This window comes from uncultured Dysosmobacter sp. (assembly GCF_947631635.1).
Lineage (GTDB): Bacteria > Bacillota > Clostridia > Oscillospirales > Oscillospiraceae > Oscillibacter.
The window spans coordinates 1-25,841 of sequence record NZ_CANRMB010000035.1 but is presented as its reverse complement, the minus strand read 5'-3'; the positions used below and the strand labels follow the sequence as shown (position 1 = coordinate 25,841).

The following is a 25,841-nucleotide window of genomic DNA, read 5'->3' as shown; positions in this document are numbered from 1 at the left end:
TTTTATACCTATATATGTATAGTTTGGTGTCGAAAAGTGAAAAAAACAATAGACAAAAATTCAAGAGTGTCTCAAATTCAGACAAATGGGAAAAAGTGTCTGGCGTGGATAACTGTTCTATGGGCGGGAATATAACGCTCGCGGATGGCTGTTTTGCGGGTCCACAGACAGTTGACAATTTTCGCCGGAATGGATACAATAGGGATTCAGTGAAAACCGGCTTCGTCATACATTTATAATATAGATGCAAAGGATTGAGATTATGGCACAGGATAAAAGACAAGTGGACGCCATTACCGCCCGGGACGTGGATTTCGCCCAGTGGTACACCGACGTCTGCAAAAAAGCGGAACTGATCGACTATACCTCCGTCAAGGGCATGTTCATCTACCGGCCCTATGGCTACGCCATCTGGGAGAACATCCAGCGGGAGATGGACAAGCGGTTTAAGGAGACCGGCCACGAGAACGTGTATCTGCCCGTTCTGATCCCAGAATCCCTGCTCCAGAAGGAGAAGGACCACGTGGAGGGCTTTGCCCCCGAGTGCGCCTGGGTCACCATGGGCGGCAATGAAAAGCTGGAGGACCGCCTCTGCGTCCGTCCCACCTCCGAGACCCTGTTCTGTGAGCACTATGCCAATATCATCCACTCCTGGCGGGACCTGCCCAAGCTGTACAACCAGTGGTGCAGCGTCCTGCGGTGGGAGAAGACCAGCCGTCCCTTCCTGCGCCACCGGGAGTTCCTGTGGCAGGAGGGCCACACCATGCACGCCACCGAGGAAGAGGCCCGGGAGGAGACCATGCGGATGCTGAACATCTACGCGGACTTTATGGAGAACTTCCTGGCCATGCCCGTCATCCGGGGCCGCAAGACAGACAAGGAGAAGTTCAACGGCGCCGAGGAGACCTACACCGTGGAGTGCATGATGCACGACCACAAGGCCCTTCAGGCAGGCACCAGCCACTATTTCGGCGACGGCTTTGCCAAGGCCTTTGACATCACTTTTGCCGGAAAGGACAATCAGCCCCACCATCCCCATCAGACCAGCTGGGGCGTGTCCACCCGCATGATCGGCGGTATCATCATGACCCACGGCGACGACAACGGCCTGGTGCTGCCGCCCCGCGTGGCTCCCATCCAGGCGGTGGTGATCCCCATCGCCCAGCACAAGCCCGGCGTTCTGGATGCGGCCTCCGCCCTGCGGGACCGCCTGAAGGCTGCGGGTGTCCGCGCCAAGATGGATGACTCCGACAACTCCCCCGGCTGGAAGTTCGCGGAGTATGAGATGAAGGGCGTGCCCCTGCGGGTGGAGATCGGCCCCAAGGACATGGAGAAGGAGCAGTGCGTCATCGCCCGCCGGGACACCGGCGAGAAGGTGGTCGTGGCCCTGGCGGAGCTGGAGGCGAAGGTCAAGGAGCTGCTGGATGCCGTGCATGACAACATGTACGCCATGGCCCTGAAGAACCGGGAGGAGAACACCTTCGACATCAAGACCCCCGAGGAGGCCAAGGCCATCGCCGAGGGCAAGGGCGGCTTCCTGCGGTCCAAGTGGTGCGGCAGCCTGGAGTGCGAAATGGCCATGAAGGAGCGGGCGGGCGTCACCTCCCGCTGCATGCCCCTGGTCCAGAGCGGCACCGAGGGCGTTTGCCCCGTGTGCGGCAAAAAATGCACCACTGATATTTACTGGGGCGTGGCCTATTGATCCCCTGGCCCCGGGTCGCCGGAGAGCAGGCGGAGAAGGACGAGATGCAGGGGATCCGGCCGGGAAATGGCGGCTGTCTCCGCAATGGAAACAGCTGTCCTCAGAGATACCAAAAAAATCTGCAAATTTTTATCAAAAACAGAGAAAATCCCCTTGACAGCAAGGGGATTTTCTTTTATTATAAAGAGGCTGTGCGAAAGGACTTGTCCTGCCCGCAGCGTTGCGATGAACCGGGAGATTGCTCCGAGAGGAGGTAACTTCCGGGGAGTATGTCCGATAATCGGGCGGCTGAGAAGATCTGTACGTTGCGTAGATCGCCACGCCATGATCCATGTACCGGCCGTAGGTCCCCTGCGCCGGTATTTTTCGTGAGCTGGAATGATACGCACGGATAAGCGTATAGAAAAATTCTCTCGCCGTAGGTCGTCGAGACTGCGTCAAACTACCTACGAAATCAGGAGGAAACAACCATGGCACAGAAAGAAATGATCCGCATTCGTCTGAAGGCCTATGACCACCAGGTCATCGACCAGAGCGCAGAGAAGATCGTCGAGACTGCCAAGCGCACCGGCGCCGAGGTCTCCGGCCCCATCCCTCTGCCCACCAAGAAGGAAGTCGTCACCATCCTGCGGGCCGTGCACAAGTACAAGGACAGCCGCGAGCAGTTCGAGCGCCGCACCCATAAGAGACTGATCGACATCACCAAGTCCACTCCCAAGACCGTCGAGGCCCTGATGGCGCTCGAGCTGCCCGCCGGTGTGGAGATCGAGATCAAGCTGTAAGGCTGGTCTTGCGCACGATCCCAATTTAATTTCGTTTGCTCACCCAATGTCCATCGTCTTGCGAGATGGACGGGTCATGTCGGCAGAGCAATGCGGCGGGCACCCAACCGTCCGTATCTAAGCCGACCAATAACCTTTCAGGAGGAGAATACACAATGAAAGCTATCATCGGCAAAAAAGTGGGCATGTCCCAGATTTTTGACGAGAACGGCCATGTGATCCCCGTCACTGTCATCGAGGCGGGCCCCTGCGTGGTCGTTCAGAAGAAGACTTCCGAAAAGGAAGGCTACCAGGCTGTCCAGCTGGGCTTTGAGGATGTCCCCGAGCGCAAGCTGACCAAGCCCGAGATGGGCCACCTGAACAAGGCCGGCGTGTCTCCCAAGAAGCACCTGCGCGAGTTCGACCTGGAGAACGCCGCCGAGCTGAACATCGGCGACATCGTGAAGGCCGACACCTTCCAGGCCGGCGACTTTGTGGATGTCACCGGCATCAGCAAGGGCCACGGCTTCCAGGGCGTTGTCAAGCGCCACGGCGCGGCTGTGAAGCGCAACACCCACGGCGGCGGCCCTGTCCACCGTCATCAGGGCGCTCTGGCCGCCGGTACCGATCCTGCCCGTATCTTCAAGGGCCGTGACGGCGCCGGTCACATGGGCGTCGATCAGGTCACCGTCCAGAACCTGTCCGTTGTCAAGGTCGATCCCGAGCTGAACATGCTGGTTGTCTGCGGCGCCGTTCCCGGCCCCAAGGGCGGTCTGGTCACCATCAAGTCCACTGTCAAGGTCCACAAGGTCAAGCAGGCTGGCGCGGACATCAGCAAGAACCCGCAGAAGGCTTCCGGCCGCAACCCGCAGAAGGCTTCCGCCAGAAACAAGTAAGAAAGGGGTGCTTGAATAATGTCTTCTATCAAAGTTTTGAACATGGCCGGCGCAGAAGTCGGTACCGTGGAACTGAACGACGCGGTCTTTGGCATCGAGCCCAATGCCGTCGTTGTGCATGAGGTCGTCAAGAACCACCTCGCCAATTGCAGACAGGGCACCCAGAGCGCCCTCACCCGCGCCGAAGTCTCCGGCGGCGGCAGAAAGCCCTGGCGTCAGAAGGATACCGGCCACGCCCGTCAGGGCAGCACCCGTTCTCCCCAGTGGACTCACGGCGGCATCGTGTTCGCCCCCAAGCCCCGGGATTACAGCTATGTGCTGAACAAGAAGGTCAAGAGACTGGCTCTGAAGTCCGTCCTGTCCGCCAAGGTGGCCGAGGGCAAGCTGGTCGTGATCGACTCCATCAAGATGGACGCCATCAAGACCGCCGACTTCCGCAAGTTCCTGGATGCCGTCAAGGTCGACGGCAAGGCCGTCGTCGTGACGCCCGCCGTTGACACTGTTGTCGTCAAGAGCGCCCGGAACATCCCCGGCGTGCTGACCACTCCCGCTGTGCAGCTGAATGTCTATGACATCATCAACGCCCAGTATCTGGTGGTGGATCAGGCCGCCCTCGCAAAAATCGAGGAGGTGTACGCATAATGACCGCTTACGATATCATTATCCGTCCCATCATCACCGAGCGTGCTATGGCCGGCGCCGCCGACAAGAAGTACGTCTTCGAGGTTGCCAAGGACGCTGGCAAGATCGAGATCAAGAAGGCTGTTGAGGAGATCTTCGGCGTGAAGGTCGCTTCCGTCAACACCCTGACTGTGCCCGGCAAGGAAAAGCGCATGGGCGCCGGCCGTCCCGGCATGACCAAGACCTGGAAAAAGGCCTATGTCCAGCTGACCGCCGATTCCAAGACCATCGAGTTCTTCGAAGGCATGGTCTGATTAAGGGAAGGAGTGTAAAGCAGAATGTCTATTAAAACTTTTAAGCCGACGACCCCTTCCAGACGTCAGATGACGGTCTCCGGTTTCGACGGCATTGACAAGAAGGCCAAGCCCGAGCCCAGCCTGGTCGAGCCTCTGAAGAAGAGCTCCGGCCGCAACAGCTATGGCCGTATCACCGTCCGCCACCGCGGCGGCGGCAACAAGCGCAAGTACCGCGTCATCGACTTCAAGCGCGACAAGCACGACATGTTCGCCACCGTCCTGCGCCTGGAGTACGATCCCAACCGCTCCGCCAACATCGCCCTCCTGGAGTATGAGGACGGCGAGCGCCGCTATATCCTGGCTCCCGTGGGCCTGAATGCCGGCGACAAGGTGGAAGCCGGCGCCAAGGCCGATATCAAGGTCGGCAACGCGCTGCCCCTGGCCAACATCCCCGTCGGCACCATCATCCACAACATCGAGCTGCATCCCGGCAACGGCGCCCAGCTGGTCCGTTCCGCCGGCACCTCCGCCCAGCTGATGGCAAAGGAGGGCGGCGACGCCCAGATCCGTATGCCCTCCGGCGAGGTCCGCATCGTGCGCACCAACTGCATGGCCACCATCGGCCAGGTCGGCAACATCGAGCATGAGAACATCAACATCGGCAAGGCCGGCCGCAAGCGCCACATGGGTTGGCGTCCCACCGTCCGCGGCTCTGTCATGAACCCCAACGACCACCCCCACGGCGGCGGCGAGGGCCGCGCGCCCGTCGGCCGTCCCGGCCCTGTGACTCCTTGGGGCAAGCCCGCCATGGGTTACAAGACCCGCAAGGGCAAGAACCCCACCAATAAGTTCATTGTGAAGCGTCGCAACGAGAAGTAAGGGAGGCAAGTAAATATGAGCAGATCCATTAAAAAAGGCCCGTATGTTGCCCCTGAGCTTCTGAAGCGGGTCGAGGAAATGAACGCCAAGAACGAGAAGAAGGTTCTGAAGACCTGGAGCCGCAGCTCCACCATCTTCCCCGCCTTCGTCGGCCACACCATCGCCGTTCACGATGGCCGCAAGCACGTGCCCGTCTATGTCCAGGAGGACATGGTCGGCCACAAGCTGGGTGAGTTCGCTCCCACCCGCACCTTCCGCGGCCACCGGAAAGATTCTTAATTGAAGGAGGATGCTGAACATGGAAAAGAAAGAAGCTAAAGCGTATCTGCGCTATGTCCGCATCGCTCCCCGCAAGATCCAGATCGTCTGCGATCTGATCCGCGGCAAGGATGCCGGCACTGCCATGGCCATCCTGATGCAGACCCCCAAGGCCGCTTCCGAGCCTCTGATGAAGCTCCTGAAGTCCGCCTGCGCCAACGCCGAGAACAACTTCGGCATGGACCCCGCCAAGCTGGTGGTGTCCGAGGTGTTCGCCACGCCCGGCCCCATCCTGAAGCGGATGATGCCCCGGGCACAGGGCCGCGCCTACCGTATCAACAAGCGCACTTCTCACGTCACCCTGGCTGTGACGGAAAAGGCATAAGAGGGAGGAGAACAGTTTATGGGACAGAAAGTTAATCCCCACGGCCTGCGCGTGGGCGTCATCAAAGACTGGGATTCCCGTTGGTATGCCAGTGAAGAGAAAGTCGGCGACCTGATCGTCGAGGATCAGAAGATCCGCAAGTACCTGAAAAAGACCCTGTACGGCGCCGGCGTGCCCAAGATCGAGATCGAGCGCAGCGCCGATACCGTCACCATCTTCCTGCACTGCGCCCGTCCCGGCGTCGTCATCGGCAAGGGCGGCGAGCAGATCGAGCAGTACCGTCTGGCTGTGGAGAAGATGATCGGCAAGAAGGTCAGACTGAACATCGTCGAGGTCAAGAACCCCGACATGAACGCCCAGCTGGTGGCGGAGAACATCGCCCAGCAGCTGGAGAAGCGCATCTCTCACCGCCGCGCCATGAAGAACGCCATGGCCCGCGCCATGCGCGCCGGCGCCAAGGGCATCAAGACCTGCTGCTCCGGCCGTCTGGGCGGCCGCGAGATCGCCGGCGTCGAGCACTATCACGAGGGCACCATCCCCCTGCAGACCATCCGCGCCGACATCGAGTACGGCTTCGCGGAGGCCGCCACCACCTTTGGCCGCATCGGCGTGAAGGTGTGGATCTACAAGGGCGAGGTCCTCTCTCAGACCCTGCGCACCACCCCCCGCACCATGGACACCTCCAAGCCCTATCAGGAGCGTCGTGAGCGTCGTCCCCGCCGTGACGGCGACCGTCGTTCCGGCGGCTTCAACCGCGGCGGCCAGGGCGGTGGCTTCAACCGTGACCGTCAGGGCGGCTTCAACCGCGGCGGCCAGGGTCGTCCCCAGGGCGGCTTCAACCGCACCAACACCCGTCCGGCTGCTCCCGCAGCCCCTGCTAAGGAAGGAGGAGCCCAGTAATGCTTCTGCCCAAGAGAGTAAAATACCGCCGCATGCAGCGCGGCCGTATGACCGGTAAGGCCACCCGCGGCAACACCGTCGCTTACGGCGAGTGGGGCCTGGTGGCTGACGAGCCCGGCTGGATCAAGAGCAATCAGATCGAGGCCGCCCGTATCGCCATGACCCGTTACACCAAGCGCGGCGGCCAGGTCTGGATCAAGATCTTCCCCGATAAGTCCGTTACCATGAGAGCCGCCGACTCCCGTATGGGTTCCGGTAAGGGCAGCCCCGAGTACTGGGTTGCCGTTGTGAAGCCCGGCCGTGTCATGTTTGAGATCGCCGGCGTACCCGAAGATGTTGCCCGCGAGGCGCTGCGTCTGGCCAGCCACAAGCTGCCCATCAAGACGAAGGTAATCGCCCGCACCGAGGAAGCAGGTGAGTAAGATGAAGGCAAGTGAGATTCGTAAGATGACCCCTGAGCAGCTGAATGAGAAGCTGGTGGGCCTGAAGAAGGACCTGTTCTATCTGCGTATGCAGCACGCCACCAATCAGCTGGACAATCCCGTGAAGATCCGGGAGACCAAACACGACATTGCCCGAGTCAAGACCGCTCTGGCGGAGCTCGCCGCGGCTTCCGATAAGCAGTGAGAAGGAGGTAAGCGAAAATGAACGAAGAGATGAGAACTTCCTCCCGGAAGACCCGCGTTGGCAAGGTCGTTTCCGACAAGATGGACAAGACCGTGGTCGTCGCCATTGAGGACCGCGTGGCCCATCCTCTGTACAAGAAGATCGTCGGCCGCACCTACAAGCTGAAGGCTCATGATGAGCAGAACGCCTGCGGGATCGGCGATAAGGTCAAGGTGATGGAGACCCGCCCCCTGTCCAAGGACAAGCGCTGGCGCGTGGTCGAGATCATTGAAAAGGCGAAGTAAGGAGGTGCCGAAGTATGATTCAGCAGGAAACTTTTCTGAAGGTTGCCGATAATACCGGCGCCAAAGAGATCAAGTGCATCCGTGTCCTGGGCGGCTCCAAGCGGAAGTTCGGCAACATCGGCGATGTCATCGTTGCCTCCGTCCGCAAGTCCACCCCCGGCGGCACCGTGAAAAAGGGCGAGGTCGTGAAGGCCGTCATCGTCCGCAGCGCCAAGGGCGTCCGTCGTGCCGACGGCACCTATGTCCGCTTCGATGACAATGCCGCCGTCCTGATCAAGGACGACAAGAACCCCAGAGGTACCCGTATCTTTGGGCCTGTGGCTCGTGAGCTGCGCGACAAGGATTACATGAAGATCCTGTCCCTCGCTCCCGAAGTGATTTGAGGAGGGCAGCGAAATGGCTATGAATATCAAGAAGGGCGATACCGTTGTCGTCCTGTCCGGTAAGGACAAGGGCAAGCAGGGCAAGGTGCTGGGCACCGTTCCCGGCTCCCTGAAGGTCGTTGTGGAGGGCATCAACATGGTGACCTGCCACGTCAAGCCCCGCCGTCAGGGCGAGGAGGGCGGCATCGTCAAGCGCGAGGCTGCCATCGCCGGCTGCAAGGTGCAGGTCGTCTGCCCCAAGTGCGGCAAGGGCACCCGCGTCGCCCACAAGGTCGAGGGCGGCAAGAAGACCCGCGTGTGCAAGCACTGCGGCGCTGAGCTGTGAGAAAGGAGCGTTGACAAATGGCTAGACTGAAAGAAAAGTATACCGCCGAAGTCGCTCCCGCTCTGATGAAGCAGTTCGGCTACAAGAGCGTCATGCAGATCCCCAAGATCGACAAGGTGGTCGTGAACGTGGGCTGCGGCGAGGCTCGTGAGAATTCCAAGGTCCTGGAGAATGTCGTCGGCGACCTGGCCAAGATCACCGGCCAGAAGCCCATCATCACCAAGGCCCGCAAGTCCATTGCAAACTTCAAGCTGCGTGAGGATATGCCCATCGGCGCCAAGGTCACTCTGCGCGGCGAGAAGATGTGGGAGTTCCTGGACCGTCTGTTCAACGTGGCTCTGCCCCGTGTCCGCGACTTCCAGGGCATCAACCCCAACTCCTTTGACGGCCGCGGCAACTATGCCCTGGGCATCAAGGAGCAGCTGATCTTCCCCGAGATCGAGTATGATAAGATCGACAAGATCCGCGGCATGGATGTGGTCATCTGCACCACCGCGCACACCGACGAAGAGGCCCGCGCCCTGCTGCAGCAGGTCGGCGCTCCCTTCGCCCGCTAAGGAGGAGGAGAAGAATGGCTAAGAAATCTATGATCCTGAAGCAGCAGGCTCCCGCCAAGTACTCCACCCGGAAGTACAACCGCTGCAAGCTGTGCGGCCGTCCCCATGCCTACCTGCGCGACTACGGCGTCTGCCGTATCTGCTTCCGCGAGCTGGCATACAAGGGCGAGATCCCCGGCGTCCGCAAGGCCTCTTTCTAAGTCCTTGATCCCTCTGCGTCGGCCCCTGCCATATCCCATGATATGACTTCGGGCCGACGTTTCGCCAGGGGATCAAGACCTGCGGAAGGAAAAAGGCCGCTTTTTCCTGAAAAAGTTTCAAAATCGGCACAAAAGTACTTGACGGATCCCATGATTTTTGGTACTTTAAAATGTGGGGCACCTTGGAGAAGGTGCGCCACTTGTGCCATGTTCTGGAAAAAATCCAGAGAGCGGCAGGCATCTTTTTTGTGATCAAGGGCTTTTGATATGGGGCCTTTGTGATAACGGATGGCGAAAGGTCATGACCAATTGTGCATACATGCGCGAGCAGACTGCTCCATTGGCCATGATACCTCGCTGCCGGAACGGTTTTGTGACCGTAACTCTAAAAATAGGAGGATTTACCATGCATATCACCGATCCTGTTGCGGATATGCTCACCCGCATCCGCAACGCCAACAGTGCAAAGCACGACACCGTTGATGTACCCGCCTCCAACATGAAGAAGAGCATCGCTCAGATCCTGTTGGATGAGGGCTATATCAAAAACTTCCAGATCGTGGACGACGGCACCCAGGGTGTCATCCACATCACGCTGAAGTACAACGCGGGCAAGGAAAAGGTCATCTCCGGCCTGCGCCGCGTTTCCAAGCCCGGCCTGCGCGTCTATGTGGGAGCCGATGAGCTGCCCCGCGTGCTCCGCGGCCTGGGTATCGCCATCATCTCTACGTCCAAGGGCGTCATGACCGACAAGAAGGCCCGCGAGCTGCATGTCGGCGGCGAAGTCCTGGCATTCGTCTGGTAAGGAGGGTATTTGAACAATGTCTAGAATTGGCAGAATGCCCATTACCGTTCCCGCCGGCGTCACCGTGAATGTCGCCGAGGGTAATGTGGTTACCGTCAAGGGACCCAAGGGCGAACTGACCCGTGCGCTGCGCCCTGAGATGATCATTAAACAGGAAGGTACTACGATCACCGTGGAGCGTCCTTCCGATGACAAGCTGCACCGCAGCCTCCACGGCCTGACCCGCACCCTGCTCCACAACATGGTCGTCGGCGTGACCGATGGCTTCAAGAAGGAGCTGGAGGTCAATGGCGTTGGCTACCGTGTGGCCAAGGAGGGCAAGAACCTGGTCATGAACCTGGGCTTCTCTCATCAGGTGATCGTTCCCGAGATCGAGGGCATTACCATTGATGTCCCCGCTCCCAATAAAATCGTGATCAATGGCTGCGACAAGCAGGCTGTCGGCCAGTTCGCAGCTGAGGTCCGCGAGAAGCGTCCTCCCGAGCCTTATAAGGGCAAGGGCATCAAGTACGCTGATGAAGTCATCCGCCGCAAGGTCGGCAAGACCGGCGCTAAGAAGTAAGGAGGTGTGCCGATATGATTAAAAGACCGAATACCAACGCTCAGCGTCTGAAGCGCCACAAGAGAGTGCGCGCCAAGATCTCCGGCACCCCTGAGATGCCGCGCCTGAATGTGTTCCGCAGCGAAGCCAATATCTACGCCCAGGTCATCGATGATGTCAACGGCGTGACCCTGGCTTCCGCTTCTTCCCTGGATAAGGCCATCGAAGGTTACGGCGGCAACGTTGCCGCTGCCACCGCTGTTGGCAAGCTGGTCGCTGAGCGCGCCAAGGCCAAGGGTATCGAGACCGTGGTGTTTGACCGCGGCGGCTACCTGTATCACGGCCGTGTGCAGGCTCTGGCTGAGGGCGCCCGCGAAGGCGGCCTGAAATTCTAAGGGAGGAGGAACGACAATATGCCTAGATTTGAAAGAGAACAGAGCGAGTATATCGAGAAGGTCGTTTCCCTGAACCGCGTATCCAAGACCGTCAAGGGCGGCCGCGTTATGAAATTCTCCGCACTGGTCGTCGTTGGCGACGGCAAGGGCAAGGTGGGCTACGGCCTGGGCAAGGCCGCCGAAGTCCCCGAGGCCATCCGCAAGGGCATCGAGGCTGCCAAGAAGAACATGATCACTGTGACCCTGTCCGGCAGCACCGTTCCCCACGAGATCATCGGTGAAGCTGGTGCCGGCCGCGTGCTGATGAAGCCCGCTGCTCCCGGTACCGGCGTGATCGCCGGCGGCGCTGTCCGTGCCGTCGTCGAGGCCGCAGGCATCAAGGACATCCGTACCAAGTGCCTGCGTTCCAACAACCCCAACAACGTCGTTGCCGCCGCTTTCCAGGGCCTGAAGAGCATGCGTGGTCCTGAGGAAGTTGCCCGCATCCGCGGCAAGAGCGTCGAAGACATTGTGGGTTAAGGAGGCGCTGAACATGGCAAACTTAAATATTAAGCTCGTCAAGAGCCTGAACGGTCGTCTGGAAAAGCAGATCCTGACCGCACATTCCTTGGGCCTGCGCAAGATCGGTGACATCACCGTGCAGCCCGACAACGATCAGACCCGCGGCAAGATCGCCAAGATCGGCTATCTGCTGCAGGTCACTGAAGTGAAGTAAGGAGGCACGAATGATGAAACTGAGCGAACTGTCTCCCGCCGAGGGCTCCGTCCGCCAGGCTTACCGCAAAGGCCGGGGCGCCGGCTCCGGCAACGGCAAGACCGGCGGCCGCGGCCACAAGGGCCAGAAGGCCCGTTCCGGCGGCAAGATCCGTATTGGCTTTGAAGGCGGCCAGATGCCTCTGGCCCGCCGTATCCCCAAGCGCGGCTTTAACAACATCTTTGCCAAGCCCCTGGAGATCGTCAACCTGAGCGCCCTGAATGCTTTCGAGGACGGTGAGACCGTCACCGCCGAGGCGCTGCTGGACAAGGGCATCCTCTCCAAGTGTGAGTATGGCTACAAGGTCCTGGGCAATGGCAAGGTTTCCAAGAAGGTCACTGTCAAGGCTTCTGCTTTCTCTGCGTCTGCCAAGGAGGCTATCGAGGCAGCTGGCGGAAAGGCAGAGGTGATGTAACGTGATCCAGACGATTCGCAAAGCGTGGGGCATTCCTGAGCTGCGGAAAAAGATCATCTTTACACTCCTCATCCTGTTGATCTTCCGGATCGGCAACGCCATTACGGTCCCCTATGTCAACGTCCATGCGCTGGAGGCGCAGCTGGAAGTGATGGGCGCCACCATTCTGGGACTGTATAACGTGATGTCCGGCGGCGCATTCGCCACCGCCACCGTTTTTGCACTGAGCATCCAGCCCTATATCAACAGCTCCATCATCATCCAGCTGCTGACAGTGGCCATCCCCGCTCTGGAGCGGCTGGCAAGGGATGGAGGCGAGGAAGGCAAGAAGAAGATCCAGTCCATCACCCGCTATGCCACCATCGCCATCGCGATCCTCCAGGCTGTGGGCTACTACTTCATGATGAAGCGCTACAACCTGCTGGCTGCCGGTGCTGACGGCATCTGGCCCGCTTTGGTCATCATCGTGACCCTGATCGCCGGTTCCTCCTTCGTGATGTGGATGGGCGAGCAGGTCACCGAGTTCGGCGTGGGCAACGGCATTTCCATCATCCTGTTCGCCGGCATCCTGTCCCGCCTGCCCAGCATGGTCAGCGGCATGATCGACGGCGTGCAGACCTGGTCCGCCAAGCGTGCCGGCACCCTGACCCTGGAGAGCCTCACCGCCGCCGGTTATACCCAGGCACAGGCGGAGGCCACGCTGAAGGGCGCTATCCCGCCCTGGGGCGTGATCCTGCTGGTGGTCGGTATGCTGGCCCTGATCGTGTTCATCGTGTTCATCAACGACGCGGAGCGCCGCATTCCCGTGCAGTACGCCAAGCGTCAGGTGGGCCGGAAGATGTACGGCGGCCAGAGCACCAACCTGCCCATGAAGGTGAATATGTCCGGCGTTCTGCCTGTCATCTTTGCCCAGAGCATCGCGTCCCTGCCCATCACCGTCTGGAGCTTCATCGGTATCCCCGCCGAGGGCACGGTGTCCCGCTCCATTTACGACGCGATCGACACGAAGTCCATTGTCTATATGGTGGTTTATTTCATCATGATCATTGGCTTCAGCTATTTCTATTCCAGCATCCAGTTCAACCCCGTTGAGATCGCCAACAACCTGAAGAAGCAGGGCGGCTTCATCCCGGGCTTCCGTCCCGGCAAGCCCACTGTGGACTTCATCAAGAAGGTCCTAAACAAGATCACCCTGTTCGGCGCGATCTATTTGGGCATCGTGGCGCTCTGCCCCCTGCTGGTGGGCAAGATCATCGGGAACAACTCCGTGGCGATCGGCGGCACCTCCGTCATCATCGTTGTGGGTGTGGCCCTGGAGACTGTGAAGGCTTTGGAGTCTCAGATGCTGATGCGTCAGTACAAAGGCTTCCTGGAGTAAGAAAGAGGCGTTTCGAAATGAAACTGATTCTGCTGGGCGCCCCCGGCGCCGGTAAAGGCACGCAAGCTGAGCGGCTTTGCAAAGTTTTAGATATCCCCACAATTTCCACCGGCAATATCCTCCGCGCCGCCGTCAAAAACGGCACGCCCACCGGACTGAAGGCCAAGGCCTTTATGGACGCGGGCAAGCTGGTTCCCGATGAAGTCATCATCGGCATCATCACCGAGCGGCTGGAGGAAGCGGACTGCCGGAACGGCTATATTCTGGACGGTGTGCCCCGTACCATCGCCCAGGCTGAGGCCCTGGAAAAGGCTGGAATCGAATTTGACGCCGTTGTCTCCATTGAAATCTCCGATGAGACCATCATGGAGCGCATGAGCGGTCGCCGTGTCTGTGAATCCTGCGGGGCCAGCTACCATCTGGTAGCTGTGCCTCCCAAGCAGGAGGGCGTGTGCGACAGCTGCGGCGGCAAGCTGGTCCAGCGTAAAGATGATGCCCCCGAGACCGTGAAAGCGCGTCTTGAGGTCTATCATAAGGAGACCGAGCCTTTGAAGGACTTCTATGCCCATCGCGGTCTCCTGCGGTCTGTGGAAAACCAACCCTCTGTGGAGGAAACTTCCCAGGCCATTCTCCATGTGCTTGGGAGATGAGGGTATGATCACACTCAAGTCCCCCCACGAGATCGAACTGATGCGCCGGGCCGGAAAAATTACCGCGGCTGCCCGTGCTTTTGCAGGGGAAATGGTAAGACCCGGCGTAACAACCCAGGAGATCGACAGCGCAGTAGAGAAATTTATTCGTAAGCATGGCGCGGTTCCGTCCTTCCTTCACTACAATGGCTATCCGGCCAGCGCCTGCATCAGCGTCAACGACGAGATCATCCACGGCATCCCCGGCAAACGGGTGTTGCAGGAGGGCGACATCGTCAGCGTCGATGTGGGGGCGTACATTGGGGGATTCCACGGCGACTGCGCGGCGACCTTCGCCTGCGGCAGGATCTCTCCGGAAGCGCAGGACCTGATCGATGTGACCAGGCAGAGCTTCTTTGAGGGCATCCGGTTTGCAAAAGAGGGCCACCGGCTGCTGGATATCTCCGCAGCCATCCAGACCTATGTGGAAAGCCACGGTTACTCCATCGTCCGGGAATACGTCGGCCACGGTGTCGGCGCCCAGATGCACGAGTCGCCGGAGATCCCCAACTACGGCCATCCCGGCCGGGGACCGCGGCTTCTGCGCGGCATGACACTTGCAATCGAACCCATGGTGAACGCCGGTACGGCTGCCATCAAACAGATGCCGGACGGCTGGACTGTCAAGACGCTGGATGGCAAGTGGGCGGCCCACTATGAGAATACGATCCTGATTACCGATGGCGAGCCTGAGATTTTGACGGCTCCCGCTATCTGAAAGTAAGAAGAAACGTATGGAAATTGCAAAATCAAATATCGTCCGATCCGACGCCGGCAGAGACCGGGGCAAGCTCTTCGTCGTGCTTGCGGTGGAGGGGGAGTTCCTTCTGCTGGCGGACGGAAAATCCAGAAAGGTGGAATCACCCAAGCGCAAAAAGCGCAGACATGTGCTGTTTGTGGCTGCGGATGAAAACCGGCTTTCTGAAAAGATCAAGAGCGAAGAGAAGGTCACAAACAGTGAGCTTCGCAGGACCCTCGCGGCATACCGCGAGGAGGTTCATCCGGACCAGGAGGGATAACGTTTGGCAAAATCCGATATGATCGAAGTGGAAGGTGTTGTGGTGGAAGCCCTGCCCAATACGACGTTCCAGGTGGACATTGGAAATGGACACACGATCCTAGCGCATATTTCCGGGAAACTCAGAATGAATTTCATCAGGATTCTGCCCGGCGACAAGGTCACGGTGGAGATGTCCCCGTATGATCTGACCCGCGGCCGGATCACCTGGCGCAGCAAGTAAGCGCGCCGGGCGAACAGTAAATGACACAAACCGCTGAAAGGAATGGTTTAGAACTATGAAAGTAAGACCGTCCGTGAAGCCCATGTGCGAAAAGTGCAAGGTCATTCGCCGCAAAGGCCGTGTCATGGTCATTTGCGAGAACCCCAAGCATAAGCAGAGACAGGGCTAACATTTAATTGGAGGTGCTTTAAGAGTATGGCACGTATTGCCGGTATTGACCTGCCGAAGGATAAGCGTATCGAAATCGGCCTCACCTATATCTACGGCATTGGCAGAAAGAGCGCCAAGGACATTTTGGCGCAGACGGGCATCAACCCCGACACCCGCGTCAAGGATCTGACCGACGCCGAGGAGCAGCAGCTCCGTGACGCCATCGACGCTTACACCGTCGAAGGCGACCTGCGCCGCCAGACCGCTCTGGACATCAAGCGTCTGAGCGAGATCGGCTGCTATCGCGGCATCCGGCACCGCAAGGGCCTGCCTGTCCGCGGCCAGCGCAGCAAGACCAACGCAAGAACCCGCAAGGGTCCCAAGAAGACCATTGCGAACAAGAAGAAGTAAGGAGGGAGAACAGAAATGGCAACTGCAAAAGCTACCGGCGGCAAGAAGGTCATTCGCCGCCGCCGTGAAAAGAAGAATGTCGAGCGTGGCCAGGTCCATATCCGTTCTTCTTTCAACAACACCATGGTGACCGTTACCGACTCTCAGGGCAACGCGCTCTCTTGGGCTTCCTCCGGCGGCCTCGGCTTCCGCGGCAGCAAGAAGTCCACTCCCTTCGCGGCCCAGACCGCGGCTGAGACCGCTGCCCGTGCCGCTATGGAGCATGGCCTGAAGACCGTTGAGGTCTTCGTCAAGGGTCCCGGCCAGGGCCGCGAGGCTGCGATTCGCGCCCTGCAGGCCGTGGGTCTGGAAGTGACCATGATCAAGGACGTCACTCCCATCCCCCACAATGGCTGCCGTCCCCCGAAGCGTCGTCGCGTGTAATCGAAAGAGGAGGTAACAAGCAATATGGCAAAGAATATGCAGCCGATTGCCAAGCGCTGCAAGGCTTTGGGCATTTCTCCTGCCGTTATGGGCTATGCGAAGAAGGAGACCAATCGCAATCCCGGCGGCCAGATGAGAAAGAAGAAGAGCGAATATGGCATCCAGCTGAACGAAAAGCAGAAGGTCAAGTTCATCTATGGCATTCTGGAAAAGCAGTTCCATGACTACTATGAAGCTGCTGCCGCGGCTCCCGGCAAGACCGGCGATAACCTGCTGATCACCGTGGAGCGCCGCCTGGACAACGTTGTGTACCGCATGGGCTTCGCCATGACCCGCCGTCAGGCCCGTCAGCTGGTGAACCACGCCCACTTCACTGTCAATGGCAAGAAGGTCAACATCCCCTCCTATCTGGTCAAGGCCGGCGACGTCATCGAGGTGGCTGAGAGCAGCCGCTCTTCCGAGGTCTTCAAGCGCCTGCTGGGTCAGGATGCTCCCATGTTCCTGCTGCCCCCCTGGATGGAGCGCGAGAAGAACGCTCTGAAGGGCACAGTCACCCGTCTTCCCGCTCGCGAGGACATCGATGTTCCCGTCGAGGAGCACCTCATCGTTGAGTTGTACTCCAAGTAATCGGAGGATACCCTCAATAATGATAGGAACTGCTGGCGGCATGCAGCTTTGCATCGCCGTAATGAGAAGATGAAGGAGGGTAACTGCATGATCGAAATTGAAAAGCCCCAGATCGAGTGTATCGAGACCCCGGGTGACGTCACATATGGCAAGTATGTGGTGGAGCCTCTGGAGCGCGGATACGGCACGACTTTGGGCAATGCGCTCCGCCGCATTATGCTTTCCTCTCTGCCCGGCACCGCGCCGACCACCATCAAGATCGCCGGTGTCCAGCATGAGTTCTCCACCATCCCCGGTGTCAAGGAAGACGTGACGGAGATCGTCTTAAATGTAAAGGGCCTCCTGACAAAACTGCACAGCGAGACTATGAAAACAGTCTATATCGAAGCGGTGGGCCCCTGCGAGGTCACTGCCGGCGACATCAAGGCTGACGGTGAAGTAGAGGTCTTGAACCCCGATATGCATATCGCCACCCTGGACAATGGCGCAACTCTGAACATGGAGATCACCCTGTCCCATGGCCGTGGCTATGTGTCCGCTGACCGCAATAAGCCTCAGCAGAACGTGATCGGCACCATTGCCGTGGACTCCATCTATACGCCTGTGTATAAGGTGAACTACACGGTGGAGCCCACCCGCGTGGGCGCTTCCAGCGATTTTGACAAGCTGACGCTGGAGGTTTGGACCGACGGTACCATTTCTGCCCGGGATGCTGTGTCCTTGGGCGCGAAGATCCTGTGCGACCATTTCACCCTGTTCACCGACCTCTCTGAAAATGTGGGCAGCAAGCCCACGGTGGTGGAGAAGGCGGAGGCACAGCGTGACAAGGTGCTGGAGATGACCATCGAAGAGCTGGACCTCAGCGTCCGCAGCTTTAACTGCCTCAAGCGCGCCAACATCAACACCGTCGAGGACTTGATCTCCAAGACCGAGGACGAGATGATGAAGGTCCGCAACCTGGGCCGCAAGTCCCTGGAGGAGGTCATCAACAAGCTGGCGATGATGGGCCTGCACCTGGCCGACGAAGAAAACAATTGATTTCGTGCCGGCGGAAAGCTCCCCGGCTGATCAAAATCCTTACAAGGAGGAAACCGAAATGCCCGGAACTCGGAAACTTGGCAAGACCACTGACCAGCGCATGGCGATGCTGCGTCAGCAGGTCACGGATTTCCTGGACAACGGTAAGATGGAGACCACCGTCACCCGTGCCAAGGAAATCAAGCCCCTGGCTGAGAAGATGATCACTCTCGGCAAGAAGAGCGACCTGGCTGCCTACCGGCAGGCCATGAGCTTCATCACCCGTGAGGACGTCTGCAAGAAGCTGTTCAAGGAGATCGCTCCCAGCTATGCGGAGCGCAACGGCGGCTATACCCGCATCGTTCGTACCGGCGTACGCCGCGGCGATGCTGCTGAGACCGCCGTCATTGAGCTGGTAAAGTAATTTACTCTGGATCGATGTAAGAAAAGCCCTTTGTCATGGGGAGCCTAGGCCCCATGACAAAGGGCTTTTTGATTTTTACTTTTCAAATGGGGTCACGTATGGTATGATATAAAAAAGAGAGAGGAGGCGGCCCTATGAGAAGGATCCGCTGTTATGAATGTGGAAAGAGCTATGATTATGACGAGGATGGGTTTTGCCCCAAGTGCGGCGCCTTTAACCAGCCGCCCCGCAGCGCCGAGATCAGTTCGGACGGCTCGGTGGTCCGAAGGGATGGGCTGAATGAGCGCAACCACAGCGGCTCTTTTGCCCATGAGGAGTTCCATGAGGAGAACCGGGAGCGGAAGGCCCTGGGCCTTTCCAAGGGGGTGAGACGCGCGGTAAAGGCTACTGTCCGCCCGGCGACTCAGGCATCCAAGAAAAAAGCGAATACATCAGAGAAGAAGAACCCGCTGGGGATCGTGGTCTGGATCGTATTTGCGATCATTGCCTTGAATATTTTGAGCAATTTTTTCTTTTTGTTCTTCTAAAAGAAGAAGTCCCGGTTCCCGGGGCTTCTTTTATTCTGCGCACAGGTGGTCAAAGCCGCGAAAGAAGCAGTTTTTGACAGCACTATTTTTCAGCTGTTTGTGTAAACTACACTTGAAAAACACGGAGGGAATGGAAGCGGATGCGGAGACAGCGGCTGATTTTTTTATGTGTCTGTTTACTCGTGCTGTTGAGCGCCGCGGGCGGGGAGAAGATCCAGCCCGCTGACGGGACAGCAGAGCTTTTGGAGGAAGAGAAATATATTGCGCTGACCTTCGATGACGGTCCCCGCAGAGGGACCACAGACCGCCTGCTGGACGGCTTGAAAGAGCGGGGGGCCAGTGCGACATTTTTTCTGGTGGGAGAGGAGATCGAAGCCAATCAAGACCTGGTGAAGCGGATGCGGGCAGAGGGACACCAGGTGGGAAACCACACCTGGAGCCATGTGAGGCTGGCGGACGCGGCCCCGGAGAAGATTGCCGAGGAGATCGGAAAGACGGAGGCGGCGCTGGAAACACTGCTGGGAGAGAGCGGCTATTGGCTGCGTCCGCCTTATGGATTCATCACAGAGGGGACGGAAGAACAGATTGATGTGCCGATGGTCAAATGGTCCGTGGACCCGCGGGACTGGGAGAGCCGGGACACGGAAAAAGTCGTCAAAGCCGTGCTGCAGTATGCAAAACCCAACAGCATCATCCTGCTCCACGATATCTACCCCACCTCTGTAGACGCCGCGCTGCAGATCGTGGATACGCTGCAGAGAGAGGGCTATTGGTTCGTGACAGTGGAAGAGCTGCTGGCGCTGAATGGGATCGTCCCGCAGGCGGGGGCGATGTACCGTTCAGGAAACCCATAAGACAAAAAAAGAGACGCCCGAAAGGACGTCTCTTGCACATGATGATTATCCCAGGATCAGCAGGACCAGAGTCAGGATCAGGAACAGGGCGCCGATCCACTTGGTGGCCCGGGCCAGCTTTGCGTCCATAGTCTTGGCCTTGTTCTTAGCCAGAAAGGAATCAGCCACGCCGCCGATGGCACCGGACAGGCCGGCACTCTTACCAGACTGGAACAAAACGACCAGGATGATGGCCAAGCCGCAGAGCAGCTGCAGAATCGTGATGATCAGTTTCAAAGTGTCCATATCGGAAAACCTCCAGAAAATTCACTCATATATGCGCAGAGACTCACATTACAGAACCCTATACTACCACAGTTTTACGATGTTTTCAAGTCATATTTGCAAAAAAACATATAATTTCCCTCAAACAGCGGGAGAATAAAAAATCAAAAAAGTGGAACAAATGTTTGCATTACAAAAAGAACTGTGGTACAATAAAGAAAACGTCTTGTGCGTCCAATGCCGGGGACAGGAGGTCAGCCATGACAGAGCTTTCCAATATGCAAAAAAAGATTTACGAGTACATCGTGGCCTGTATTCAGGAGCAGGGATACCCGCCCTCTGTGCGGGAGATCGGGGAAGCGGTGGGACTGAAGTCTCCCTCCACTGTCCATTTCCACCTGAAGCATCTGGAGGAGGCAGGAGTCATCGCCAAAGGCGCCGGAAAAGGGCGTGCCATTACCCTGACGGAGCCACCGGTGCCGGAGGACCGGGTCCCCATCGTCGGCAATGTGGCTGCGGGCAGCCCAATCTTGGCGGAGGAGTGCATCGAGGATTATTTGACATTCGATACCGGCGGGCGCAGCGGCGAGTATTTTGCCCTGCGGGTGCGGGGAGAATCCATGCTGAACGCAGGCATCCTGCCCGGAGACCTGGTGGTGGTGCGCCGCCAGCAGACGGCTAACAACGGGGAGATCGTTGTGGCCATGATCGAGGATGAAGCCACGGTAAAGCGCCTCTCTTTCCAAAAGGGCCATATCTGGCTGCTGCCGGAGAATGACGCCTATTCGCCCATCGACGGCACCTACGCCCAGATCCTGGGGAAAGTAGCGGCAGTGGTGCGGCGGTATTGAACAGCCACCAGCAGGCCCAGCGGCGAACCGCCGCCGGGCCTGCTATCACTTTCCGGAATGCTTGGGGACCAGGGACTCCTGCAATTCCGCCCGCAGCTTTTCCAGCGCCCGTTTTTCAATGCGGGATACATAGCTCCGTGAGATGCCGAAGGAGGATGCGATCTCACGCTGGGTCAGGGGGACTGTGCCCCCCAGGCCGTAGCGCAGGCGGATGATCTCCATCTCCCGTGTGGTCAGCTTCTCGCGGACAAGCTGGTGCAGGCGCAGGGCGTTGTCCCGGTCCTGGAGATCGTCCAGCATGGTGTCATCCACGCCGATGACATCGATCAACTGCAGGGCATTGCCCTCCTTATCCATCTCAATGGAGTCCGACAGGGAGACCTCGCTCTGCACCTTTTTTTGACTGCGGAAGTACATCAGGATCTCATTTTCGATACAGCGGGCAGCATAGGTGGCCAGCCGGGCGCCTTTGGACGGATCAAAGCTGGAGATGCCCTTGATGAGGCCGATGGTGCCGATGGAGATCAGGTCCTCCTGGTCGGCATTTTGGGTGTAGTATTTCTTAATGATATGCGCCACCAGGCGCAAATTCCGCTCAATGAGCACGTTCCGGGCCTCTGGATCGCCCTGGGCATATCGCTGGAGCCATTCCCGTTCCTCGGCGGCGGAGAGCGGTTTGGGAAAGGAGCCTCCGCCGGACAGGCGCAGGGAAAACAGCAGGGTATTGGCAAACAGCAGCAGTGTGGCAGACAACATATGGATACCTCCTCAATGCTTCATATGCCGGTCAGGGAAGTCCTCATGCCTGAATGGATAGGCGGGACGGCGCTGTGGAGCATAGCGGGGGGAGCAGTCTGCCAGTTTCGAAGAGCATGCCGCTTTTTTCGGAGATCGGCCTTTGCCTTGACAGAAAAAATGTGATATACTGCATATCGAACAACTGTGCAGGGAGGCGGCGCATTGGCTTGGTTTGTCTATATGCTTTGCTGCGGAGACGGATCGCTGTATACGGGATATACCGATAATGTTGCACGGCGGCTGGCAGTCCACCAGAGCGGCAAGGGCGCCAAATATACACGCAGCCGGCTGCCGGTATCGCTCGCCTATCAGGAGGGGCTGCCGGACAGATCTGCAGCCATGCGGCGGGAGGCGGCGATCAAACGGCTGACACGGCAGCAGAAGCTGAGCCTCATTGCGGAAAAGGAGCTGGGAACGATGAAAGTACAAATGCGACGGAAAGACCGGGAGATGCCCGCAGAGTTTGCCTGGAGCGTGGTGGACCGGTGCGAGTACGCCTTTCTGGCGATGACAGCGGAGGACGGCAGCCCCTATGGCCTGCCGGTCACCATTGTGCGGGATGGGAACGCAGTGTATTTTCACAGCGCCATGGAGGGCCGCAAGGTGGAGTGCCTGCGGCGGCATCCGCGGGTGTGCCTGACCTGTGTGGGGGACACGCAGATCCAGAAGGACCGCTTTACCACCCTGTTTGAATCCGCAGTGGCCTTTGGCACCGCGTCAGAGGTGACAGGGGATACGGAGAAGACCAAGGTCCTGCGCCTCCTCTGCCAGCGGCACACGCCGGAAAATATGGCGGCCTTCGACAAGGCCATTGCCGCCAGCCTGCACCGCACGGCGATCTGGAAGATCACTGTGGAGGAGATCACAGGCAAGGCAAAACGGTAAATAAAAAAGAACGTCCGAGGACGTTCTTTTTTGCTACTTAAGATTCCCGCAGATGGATGGTGCAGCCGGTCAAATCGTAGAAGGGTTCGGCCATGGTCGGTGTAAGTCCCTCCACTACACCGGCCTGCATCAGCACAGAGATGGACTTGAAGCACACCGGGAGAATGGGGGACTGCGCCTGGAGGTAAGCGCACAGGGACTTTGCGGCGGCAGTGCGGTCACTGGCGGCGGCAAATGCTTCCAAAAGCTGGTCGGTCCGGGGATCGGCCCACCCACCGTAATTCAAAGCGCCGCCGGTGGCGAGCAGGTCGGACAGGTCCCAGTCGGCTGTGAGCTTTACCTCCCCGTAATAGAGGTCGAAATCGCCGGAGAGCAGCGCGGCGGTGTACTCCTCCCAGGGAAGGGCGCGAACTGTTACAGGGACGCCGTCCGCGGTAAAGGATTCCGCCAGATAGTTGGCAACAGAGACCTTAAAGCTGTTTTCCGTATTGACCAGCAGCGTCAGGGGACGGTCTGATACAATACCGCTCTCCGCAAGAGCGGAGGAAAACGTGTCCCGGGAATAGCGTGTTTCCAGCTCGCTGGGATACAGCGGGGACACGGGGGAGACCGGGAACTGGGCGGGAGTCCCGTGGCCGGACAGGAAGGCGCTCACCACGGAGGACCGGTTGATGCCCTGAGACAGGGCGCGGCGGAAGGCCGCGTTGTCCAGAGGCTCGCGGGTCACGTTGCAGCCCACGTATTGCAGGATCGTGGTATCCGCGTCCTGATAGACGATGTTGCCTGTGGCGGAGATGGGAGACATGCCGGTGAGATCCGCGGTGACCAGCTGCACGTCATGGGAGGTGAAACGGTAGAGCTTGGTATCCAGGTCGGCGGCCTCCACCAGGGCGATGCGGTCCGTGGGCTGCCTGGTGCCCTGCCACCAGGACTGGTTGGCCACCAGGTAAGTGCCGCTGTCTCCGGCGGAGAAGAGATAGGGACCGGTGCCTATGGGGGCGTCGGGGTGGTCGCTGCCGGCCTTGACGATGGGAATATCCAAAAGCGCGGGGAGGGCGCTGTTGGGCTTGCTTAAGGAGACCACCACCGTCTCGCCGGAGACGGAGACCGAGGAGATGTCCGACAGTCTGGCACGGTAGCGCTCCGAATTTCTGGCCCGGTCCAGAGCGGCCTTCACATCGGCGGCGGTCAGGGGGCTGCCGTCGGAAAAGGTAACGCCGGAGCGGAGTGTGAATTCATAGCGGGACATGGTGTCGTCACAGGTATAGCCGCTGCACAGCCAGGCCTCCGGCTCCAAGTGGAGATCCAGGCGGAACAGCCCCTCATACAGCAGGGATGCAACGACCTGCTGCATCCCGTCCGGACAGGTGATGGGGTCCAGCGGCTGGTCCGGCGCGTAGGGGAGGGCGAAGATCTCCGGCAGGATCATGCGGGTCTCCGCGGCCTCCTGCTCCGGCCCGCCGGGCTGCGGCAGGATATCATCATGCGCTGACGGTTCCTCCTGCCAGCAGCCCGTTAACAGGGCCGGAAGCAGAAGCGCCGTGCACAGACATTTCAACAGGCGTTTTTTCATGGGAAAGCTCCTTTTGATGGAGAAGATCAGGAGAGAACGATCATGGCGCCCTGGACGCCCCGGGCCTCGCCCATCTTCCGGTGGGACCAGAAGAGATCGGGACGGCAGGCGGTGCAGAGGCCGCAGGTATCGATGTGGTCCGCCGTCAGACCGGCCCGGAGGAGCCATTGGCGGTTCAGACCGGCCAGGTCCACATGCCACTTGGCACCGCGGGAGGCCAAGTAGGGGGCCGCATCCGCGCCGAGAGCGGCCCGCATGGCGGCGGGCACATCTTCATCTGTCTCAAAGCAGCACTGGCCGATACAGGGGCCGATGGCGGCCCGGATATCCGCCGGAGACGCGCCGTAGACACGCTGCATCTCCCGGACGGTTTTTTCAACGATCCCCCCGGCGCAGCCCCGCCATCCGGCGTGGACAGCGCCTATGGCCTGGTGAATGGGATCGTACAGCAGGAGGATGCCGCAGTCGGCGGAAAAGACAGCCAGCGGCAGCCCCTTTTCGCGGGTGATCAGGGCGTCGGCGGTATAGTCCCGCTCCCGCCAAAGCCCCTTTCCGGCATCTGCGGCTGTGACCGTCCGGACCGTGGTCTCATGGACCTGCTTGGCAAGGACTGCCCGCTCCGCATCCGCGCCGATGACGGCGCAGAAACGGCGGTAATTCTCTATCAGGTTTTCCTGCCTGTCGCCGCATCCCGTCCGCAGGTTCAGGGAGTCCCAGGGGGCGGGGCTGACGCCGCCCGCACGGGTGGAAAAGCCGTGGCGGACGGTATCCAGCAGGGGAGAGGACAGCCAGACCAGGCCGTTTTGTTCATGGGTCTCAAAGGGCATAGAGGACCTCCGTTCCATTTCCTTATTTCAGAGCTTTATGACCGTGCCAGCCCTGCCAGACAACACCGAGACCGGCCACAGCCAAAATGATGGCAATCCAGAAGGCAAGACCGCCAAGCAGGTTGCCCAGGAAAAGCGCCGCAAGGAGGCCCGCAAGCAAGATGGAGAGCCCCATCAGCATATCCTTGATGTCTTGGAGCAGCGCCAAAACATGGTCTGTGTCTTTCATAGATGAGCTCCTCTCTGATATCGTCCATTCACTTGAAAAATTGCACGGGATTTTTCAAGCGGGCGATGCCCGCTGTGCGTAAAGCGCACAGGGATTGACTATGAAATTCCAATCAAGGCCGCGAACCGCGGCCTGTCACAGCGCACATGCGCTGTGATACTTGAAAAGTGGATTTGCCACTTTTCAAGTTATTTAACACGAAAAAGTTGGCCCCCTGCCCTCCGGCAGGAGAACAGGGGGCGGATCTATTGCTGGGACGGATTGCCGCGAAGCGGCAGCAAGGTTTAATTCTGGTGGTATTCTTTACAGGTGCACTTCTTCCACTTCAACCCGCTGCCGCAGGGGCAGGGATCATTGCGGCCGATTTTGTTGACCTTGACGGGCTGCTTCTTCGGCGCGGTGCCGTCGCCGCCCACGTTTTCCACCATGCCCTTGGCTACCCGCTCCCGCTTGACCTCCTCGTCCTTCTTCAGCCGGACGGAGTACAGGCGGCGGACGGTCTCGTCCTGGATAGCGGAGACCATCTCCTCGAACATATTCAGGGACTCCCGCTTGTAGACATCCACGGGATCGTTGTTGCCGTACGCCTGGAGACGGATGCCCTGCTTCAGGTCATCCATGGCGTCGATGTGGTCCATCCAATACTCGTCCACCACCCGGAGCATGATGACCCGCTCCAGCTCCCGCAT

Annotated in this window: 43 protein-coding genes; 37 read left to right on the top strand and 6 right to left on the bottom strand. The window is 59.0% G+C overall.

Annotation, left to right across the window (positions count from 1 at the left end; all coding sequences use genetic code 11):
• Window positions 1–262 precede the first annotated feature (262 nt).
• The 35 genes from proS (at window position 263) to Q0Z71_RS14645 (ending at window position 19,725) form a co-directional block, all read left to right on the top strand.
• Complete coding sequence (proS, locus tag Q0Z71_RS14815; protein WP_298024436.1) at window positions 263–1,702, top strand: proline--tRNA ligase; 1,440 nt, start codon at window positions 263–265, stop codon at window positions 1,700–1,702.
• Between the two features lie 470 nt (window positions 1,703–2,172).
• Window positions 2,173–2,484: a 30S ribosomal protein S10 gene (gene rpsJ, locus Q0Z71_RS14810; protein ID WP_235221213.1), complete on the top strand. Its 312-nt coding sequence runs from the start codon at window positions 2,173–2,175 to the stop codon at window positions 2,482–2,484.
• Window positions 2,485–2,639: 155 nt separating this feature from the next.
• Window positions 2,640–3,359, top strand: coding sequence for a 50S ribosomal protein L3 (rplC, locus tag Q0Z71_RS14805; RefSeq protein ID WP_298024434.1), 720 nt, complete (start codon window positions 2,640–2,642; stop codon window positions 3,357–3,359).
• An 18-nt stretch (window positions 3,360–3,377) separates the two neighbouring features.
• Window positions 3,378–4,001: a 50S ribosomal protein L4 gene (gene rplD / locus Q0Z71_RS14800; protein ID WP_298024432.1), complete on the top strand. Its 624-nt coding sequence runs from the start codon at window positions 3,378–3,380 to the stop codon at window positions 3,999–4,001.
• On the top strand, window positions 4,001–4,294 hold the full coding sequence (gene rplW, locus Q0Z71_RS14795) for a 50S ribosomal protein L23 (protein WP_363316733.1): 294 nt from the start codon (window positions 4,001–4,003) through the stop codon (window positions 4,292–4,294). Before rplD ends, rplW begins: the two co-directional genes overlap by 1 nt.
• Window positions 4,295–4,318: 24 nt before the next feature.
• Window positions 4,319–5,155 (top strand): 50S ribosomal protein L2, encoded by an 837-nt coding sequence (rplB, locus tag Q0Z71_RS14790; protein ID WP_298024430.1) that lies wholly within the window; start codon window positions 4,319–4,321, stop codon window positions 5,153–5,155.
• 15 nt (window positions 5,156–5,170) lie between these two features.
• Window positions 5,171–5,434, top strand: a complete 264-nt coding sequence (rpsS, locus tag Q0Z71_RS14785; protein WP_091127924.1) for a 30S ribosomal protein S19 — start codon at window positions 5,171–5,173, stop codon at window positions 5,432–5,434.
• A 19-nt stretch (window positions 5,435–5,453) separates the two neighbouring features.
• Complete coding sequence (gene rplV, locus Q0Z71_RS14780) at window positions 5,454–5,798, top strand: 50S ribosomal protein L22 (protein WP_298024427.1); 345 nt, start codon at window positions 5,454–5,456, stop codon at window positions 5,796–5,798.
• 18 nt (window positions 5,799–5,816) lie between these two features.
• Window positions 5,817–6,698 (top strand): 30S ribosomal protein S3, encoded by an 882-nt coding sequence (gene rpsC / locus Q0Z71_RS14775; protein ID WP_298024425.1) that lies wholly within the window; start codon window positions 5,817–5,819, stop codon window positions 6,696–6,698.
• The gene (gene rplP / locus Q0Z71_RS14770) at window positions 6,698–7,120 is read left to right on the top strand and encodes a 50S ribosomal protein L16 (RefSeq protein WP_298024423.1); all 423 of its coding nucleotides are present in this window, start codon (window positions 6,698–6,700) and stop codon (window positions 7,118–7,120) included. The genes rpsC and rplP overlap by 1 nt, the downstream gene beginning before the upstream one ends.
• A gap of 1 nt (window position 7,121) precedes the next feature.
• Window positions 7,122–7,325, top strand: coding sequence for a 50S ribosomal protein L29 (rpmC, locus tag Q0Z71_RS14765; RefSeq protein ID WP_298024421.1), 204 nt, complete (start codon window positions 7,122–7,124; stop codon window positions 7,323–7,325).
• Between the two features lie 29 nt (window positions 7,326–7,354).
• On the top strand, window positions 7,355–7,609 hold the full coding sequence (rpsQ, locus tag Q0Z71_RS14760) for a 30S ribosomal protein S17 (protein WP_298024469.1): 255 nt from the start codon (window positions 7,355–7,357) through the stop codon (window positions 7,607–7,609).
• 14 nt (window positions 7,610–7,623) lie between these two features.
• Window positions 7,624–7,992, top strand: coding sequence for a 50S ribosomal protein L14 (gene rplN / locus Q0Z71_RS14755; protein ID WP_016321001.1), 369 nt, complete (start codon window positions 7,624–7,626; stop codon window positions 7,990–7,992).
• 13 nt (window positions 7,993–8,005) lie between these two features.
• Window positions 8,006–8,317, top strand: a complete 312-nt coding sequence (gene rplX / locus Q0Z71_RS14750; RefSeq protein WP_298024419.1) for a 50S ribosomal protein L24 — start codon at window positions 8,006–8,008, stop codon at window positions 8,315–8,317.
• 17 nt (window positions 8,318–8,334) lie between these two features.
• Window positions 8,335–8,874, top strand: coding sequence for a 50S ribosomal protein L5 (rplE, locus tag Q0Z71_RS14745; protein WP_298024417.1), 540 nt, complete (start codon window positions 8,335–8,337; stop codon window positions 8,872–8,874).
• A 14-nt stretch (window positions 8,875–8,888) separates the two neighbouring features.
• A complete protein-coding gene (locus Q0Z71_RS14740; protein ID WP_298024414.1) occupies window positions 8,889–9,074 on the top strand; it encodes a type Z 30S ribosomal protein S14 in 186 nt (61 codons plus the stop codon).
• A 406-nt stretch (window positions 9,075–9,480) separates the two neighbouring features.
• Window positions 9,481–9,879, top strand: coding sequence for a 30S ribosomal protein S8 (gene rpsH, locus Q0Z71_RS14735; RefSeq protein ID WP_298024412.1), 399 nt, complete (start codon window positions 9,481–9,483; stop codon window positions 9,877–9,879).
• 16 nt (window positions 9,880–9,895) lie between these two features.
• A complete protein-coding gene (rplF, locus tag Q0Z71_RS14730; protein WP_298024410.1) occupies window positions 9,896–10,441 on the top strand; it encodes a 50S ribosomal protein L6 in 546 nt (181 codons plus the stop codon).
• 14 nt (window positions 10,442–10,455) lie between these two features.
• On the top strand, window positions 10,456–10,815 hold the full coding sequence (gene rplR / locus Q0Z71_RS14725) for a 50S ribosomal protein L18 (RefSeq protein ID WP_298024408.1): 360 nt from the start codon (window positions 10,456–10,458) through the stop codon (window positions 10,813–10,815).
• An 18-nt stretch (window positions 10,816–10,833) separates the two neighbouring features.
• A complete protein-coding gene (rpsE, locus tag Q0Z71_RS14720) occupies window positions 10,834–11,334 on the top strand; it encodes a 30S ribosomal protein S5 (protein WP_298024406.1) in 501 nt (166 codons plus the stop codon).
• A gap of 13 nt (window positions 11,335–11,347) precedes the next feature.
• Window positions 11,348–11,530, top strand: a complete 183-nt coding sequence (rpmD, locus tag Q0Z71_RS14715) for a 50S ribosomal protein L30 (RefSeq protein ID WP_298024403.1) — start codon at window positions 11,348–11,350, stop codon at window positions 11,528–11,530.
• 13 nt (window positions 11,531–11,543) lie between these two features.
• Window positions 11,544–11,984, top strand: coding sequence for a 50S ribosomal protein L15 (rplO, locus tag Q0Z71_RS14710; protein ID WP_298024401.1), 441 nt, complete (start codon window positions 11,544–11,546; stop codon window positions 11,982–11,984).
• A 1-nt stretch (window position 11,985) separates the two neighbouring features.
• Window positions 11,986–13,362 (top strand): preprotein translocase subunit SecY, encoded by a 1,377-nt coding sequence (gene secY / locus Q0Z71_RS14705; protein ID WP_298024399.1) that lies wholly within the window; start codon window positions 11,986–11,988, stop codon window positions 13,360–13,362.
• Between the two features lie 17 nt (window positions 13,363–13,379).
• The gene (locus Q0Z71_RS14700) at window positions 13,380–14,012 is read left to right on the top strand and encodes an adenylate kinase (protein ID WP_298024384.1); all 633 of its coding nucleotides are present in this window, start codon (window positions 13,380–13,382) and stop codon (window positions 14,010–14,012) included.
• 4 nt (window positions 14,013–14,016) lie between these two features.
• Entirely contained in the window at window positions 14,017–14,769 is a 753-nt protein-coding gene (gene map / locus Q0Z71_RS14695; RefSeq protein ID WP_298024382.1) for a type I methionyl aminopeptidase, read from the top strand.
• Window positions 14,770–14,785: 16 nt separating this feature from the next.
• Window positions 14,786–15,070 (top strand): KOW domain-containing RNA-binding protein, encoded by a 285-nt coding sequence (locus tag Q0Z71_RS14690; RefSeq protein ID WP_298024380.1) that lies wholly within the window; start codon window positions 14,786–14,788, stop codon window positions 15,068–15,070.
• Between the two features lie 3 nt (window positions 15,071–15,073).
• Window positions 15,074–15,292, top strand: a complete 219-nt coding sequence (gene infA, locus Q0Z71_RS14685; RefSeq protein ID WP_091127896.1) for a translation initiation factor IF-1 — start codon at window positions 15,074–15,076, stop codon at window positions 15,290–15,292.
• 55 nt (window positions 15,293–15,347) lie between these two features.
• Window positions 15,348–15,461 (top strand): 50S ribosomal protein L36, encoded by a 114-nt coding sequence (gene rpmJ, locus Q0Z71_RS14680; protein ID WP_014116882.1) that lies wholly within the window; start codon window positions 15,348–15,350, stop codon window positions 15,459–15,461.
• A gap of 26 nt (window positions 15,462–15,487) precedes the next feature.
• The gene (rpsM, locus tag Q0Z71_RS14675) at window positions 15,488–15,853 is read left to right on the top strand and encodes a 30S ribosomal protein S13 (protein WP_298024377.1); all 366 of its coding nucleotides are present in this window, start codon (window positions 15,488–15,490) and stop codon (window positions 15,851–15,853) included.
• Between the two features lie 15 nt (window positions 15,854–15,868).
• Entirely contained in the window at window positions 15,869–16,276 is a 408-nt protein-coding gene (rpsK, locus tag Q0Z71_RS14670; protein ID WP_298024375.1) for a 30S ribosomal protein S11, read from the top strand.
• A 24-nt stretch (window positions 16,277–16,300) separates the two neighbouring features.
• A complete protein-coding gene (rpsD, locus tag Q0Z71_RS14665) occupies window positions 16,301–16,903 on the top strand; it encodes a 30S ribosomal protein S4 (RefSeq protein WP_298024373.1) in 603 nt (200 codons plus the stop codon).
• A gap of 87 nt (window positions 16,904–16,990) precedes the next feature.
• Window positions 16,991–17,941, top strand: coding sequence for a DNA-directed RNA polymerase subunit alpha (locus Q0Z71_RS14660; RefSeq protein ID WP_298024371.1), 951 nt, complete (start codon window positions 16,991–16,993; stop codon window positions 17,939–17,941).
• Between the two features lie 58 nt (window positions 17,942–17,999).
• Window positions 18,000–18,344, top strand: a complete 345-nt coding sequence (gene rplQ, locus Q0Z71_RS14655) for a 50S ribosomal protein L17 (protein WP_298024370.1) — start codon at window positions 18,000–18,002, stop codon at window positions 18,342–18,344.
• A 134-nt stretch (window positions 18,345–18,478) separates the two neighbouring features.
• Window positions 18,479–18,871 (top strand): hypothetical protein, encoded by a 393-nt coding sequence (locus Q0Z71_RS14650; protein ID WP_298024368.1) that lies wholly within the window; start codon window positions 18,479–18,481, stop codon window positions 18,869–18,871.
• Window positions 18,872–19,053: 182 nt separating this feature from the next.
• Window positions 19,054–19,725: a polysaccharide deacetylase family protein gene (locus Q0Z71_RS14645; protein ID WP_298024365.1), complete on the top strand. Its 672-nt coding sequence runs from the start codon at window positions 19,054–19,056 to the stop codon at window positions 19,723–19,725.
• 45 nt (window positions 19,726–19,770) lie between these two features.
• Here the strand turns inward: Q0Z71_RS14645 and secG are convergent, their stop codons facing one another.
• Window positions 19,771–20,010, bottom strand: a complete 240-nt coding sequence (secG, locus tag Q0Z71_RS14640) for a preprotein translocase subunit SecG (protein ID WP_298024364.1) — start codon at window positions 20,008–20,010, stop codon at window positions 19,771–19,773.
• Between the two features lie 239 nt (window positions 20,011–20,249).
• Here secG and lexA point away from each other — a divergent pair, with 239 nt between their 5' ends.
• The gene (gene lexA / locus Q0Z71_RS14635) at window positions 20,250–20,840 is read left to right on the top strand and encodes a transcriptional repressor LexA (protein ID WP_298024362.1); all 591 of its coding nucleotides are present in this window, start codon (window positions 20,250–20,252) and stop codon (window positions 20,838–20,840) included.
• 45 nt (window positions 20,841–20,885) lie between these two features.
• On the opposite strand, the gene sigK is transcribed toward lexA, so the two are convergent.
• On the bottom strand, window positions 20,886–21,596 hold the full coding sequence (gene sigK / locus Q0Z71_RS14630; RefSeq protein WP_298024360.1) for an RNA polymerase sporulation sigma factor SigK: 711 nt from the start codon (window positions 21,594–21,596) through the stop codon (window positions 20,886–20,888).
• A 204-nt stretch (window positions 21,597–21,800) separates the two neighbouring features.
• On the opposite strand from sigK, the gene Q0Z71_RS17165 reads away from it, so the two are divergent.
• Entirely contained in the window at window positions 21,801–22,523 is a 723-nt protein-coding gene (locus Q0Z71_RS17165; RefSeq protein ID WP_363316732.1) for a pyridoxamine 5'-phosphate oxidase family protein, read from the top strand.
• Window positions 22,524–22,560: 37 nt separating this feature from the next.
• Here Q0Z71_RS17165 and Q0Z71_RS14615 read toward each other — a convergent pair whose 3' ends face one another.
• The 4 genes from Q0Z71_RS14615 to Q0Z71_RS14600 form a co-directional block, all read right to left on the bottom strand.
• Window positions 22,561–24,096 carry an ABC transporter substrate-binding protein gene (locus Q0Z71_RS14615; RefSeq protein WP_298024358.1) on the bottom strand — a complete coding sequence of 512 codons (1,536 nt, stop codon included), beginning with the start codon at window positions 24,094–24,096 and terminating at the stop codon, window positions 22,561–22,563.
• A gap of 26 nt (window positions 24,097–24,122) precedes the next feature.
• The gene (gene pgeF, locus Q0Z71_RS14610; protein ID WP_298024356.1) at window positions 24,123–24,923 is read right to left on the bottom strand and encodes a peptidoglycan editing factor PgeF; all 801 of its coding nucleotides are present in this window, start codon (window positions 24,921–24,923) and stop codon (window positions 24,123–24,125) included.
• Window positions 24,924–24,945: 22 nt separating this feature from the next.
• Window positions 24,946–25,152 (bottom strand): hypothetical protein, encoded by a 207-nt coding sequence (locus Q0Z71_RS14605; protein WP_298024354.1) that lies wholly within the window; start codon window positions 25,150–25,152, stop codon window positions 24,946–24,948.
• Between the two features lie 284 nt (window positions 25,153–25,436).
• Window positions 25,437–25,841: SEC-C metal-binding domain-containing protein (locus Q0Z71_RS14600; RefSeq protein WP_298024351.1), on the bottom strand; the 405-nt coding region annotated here is incomplete at its 5' end.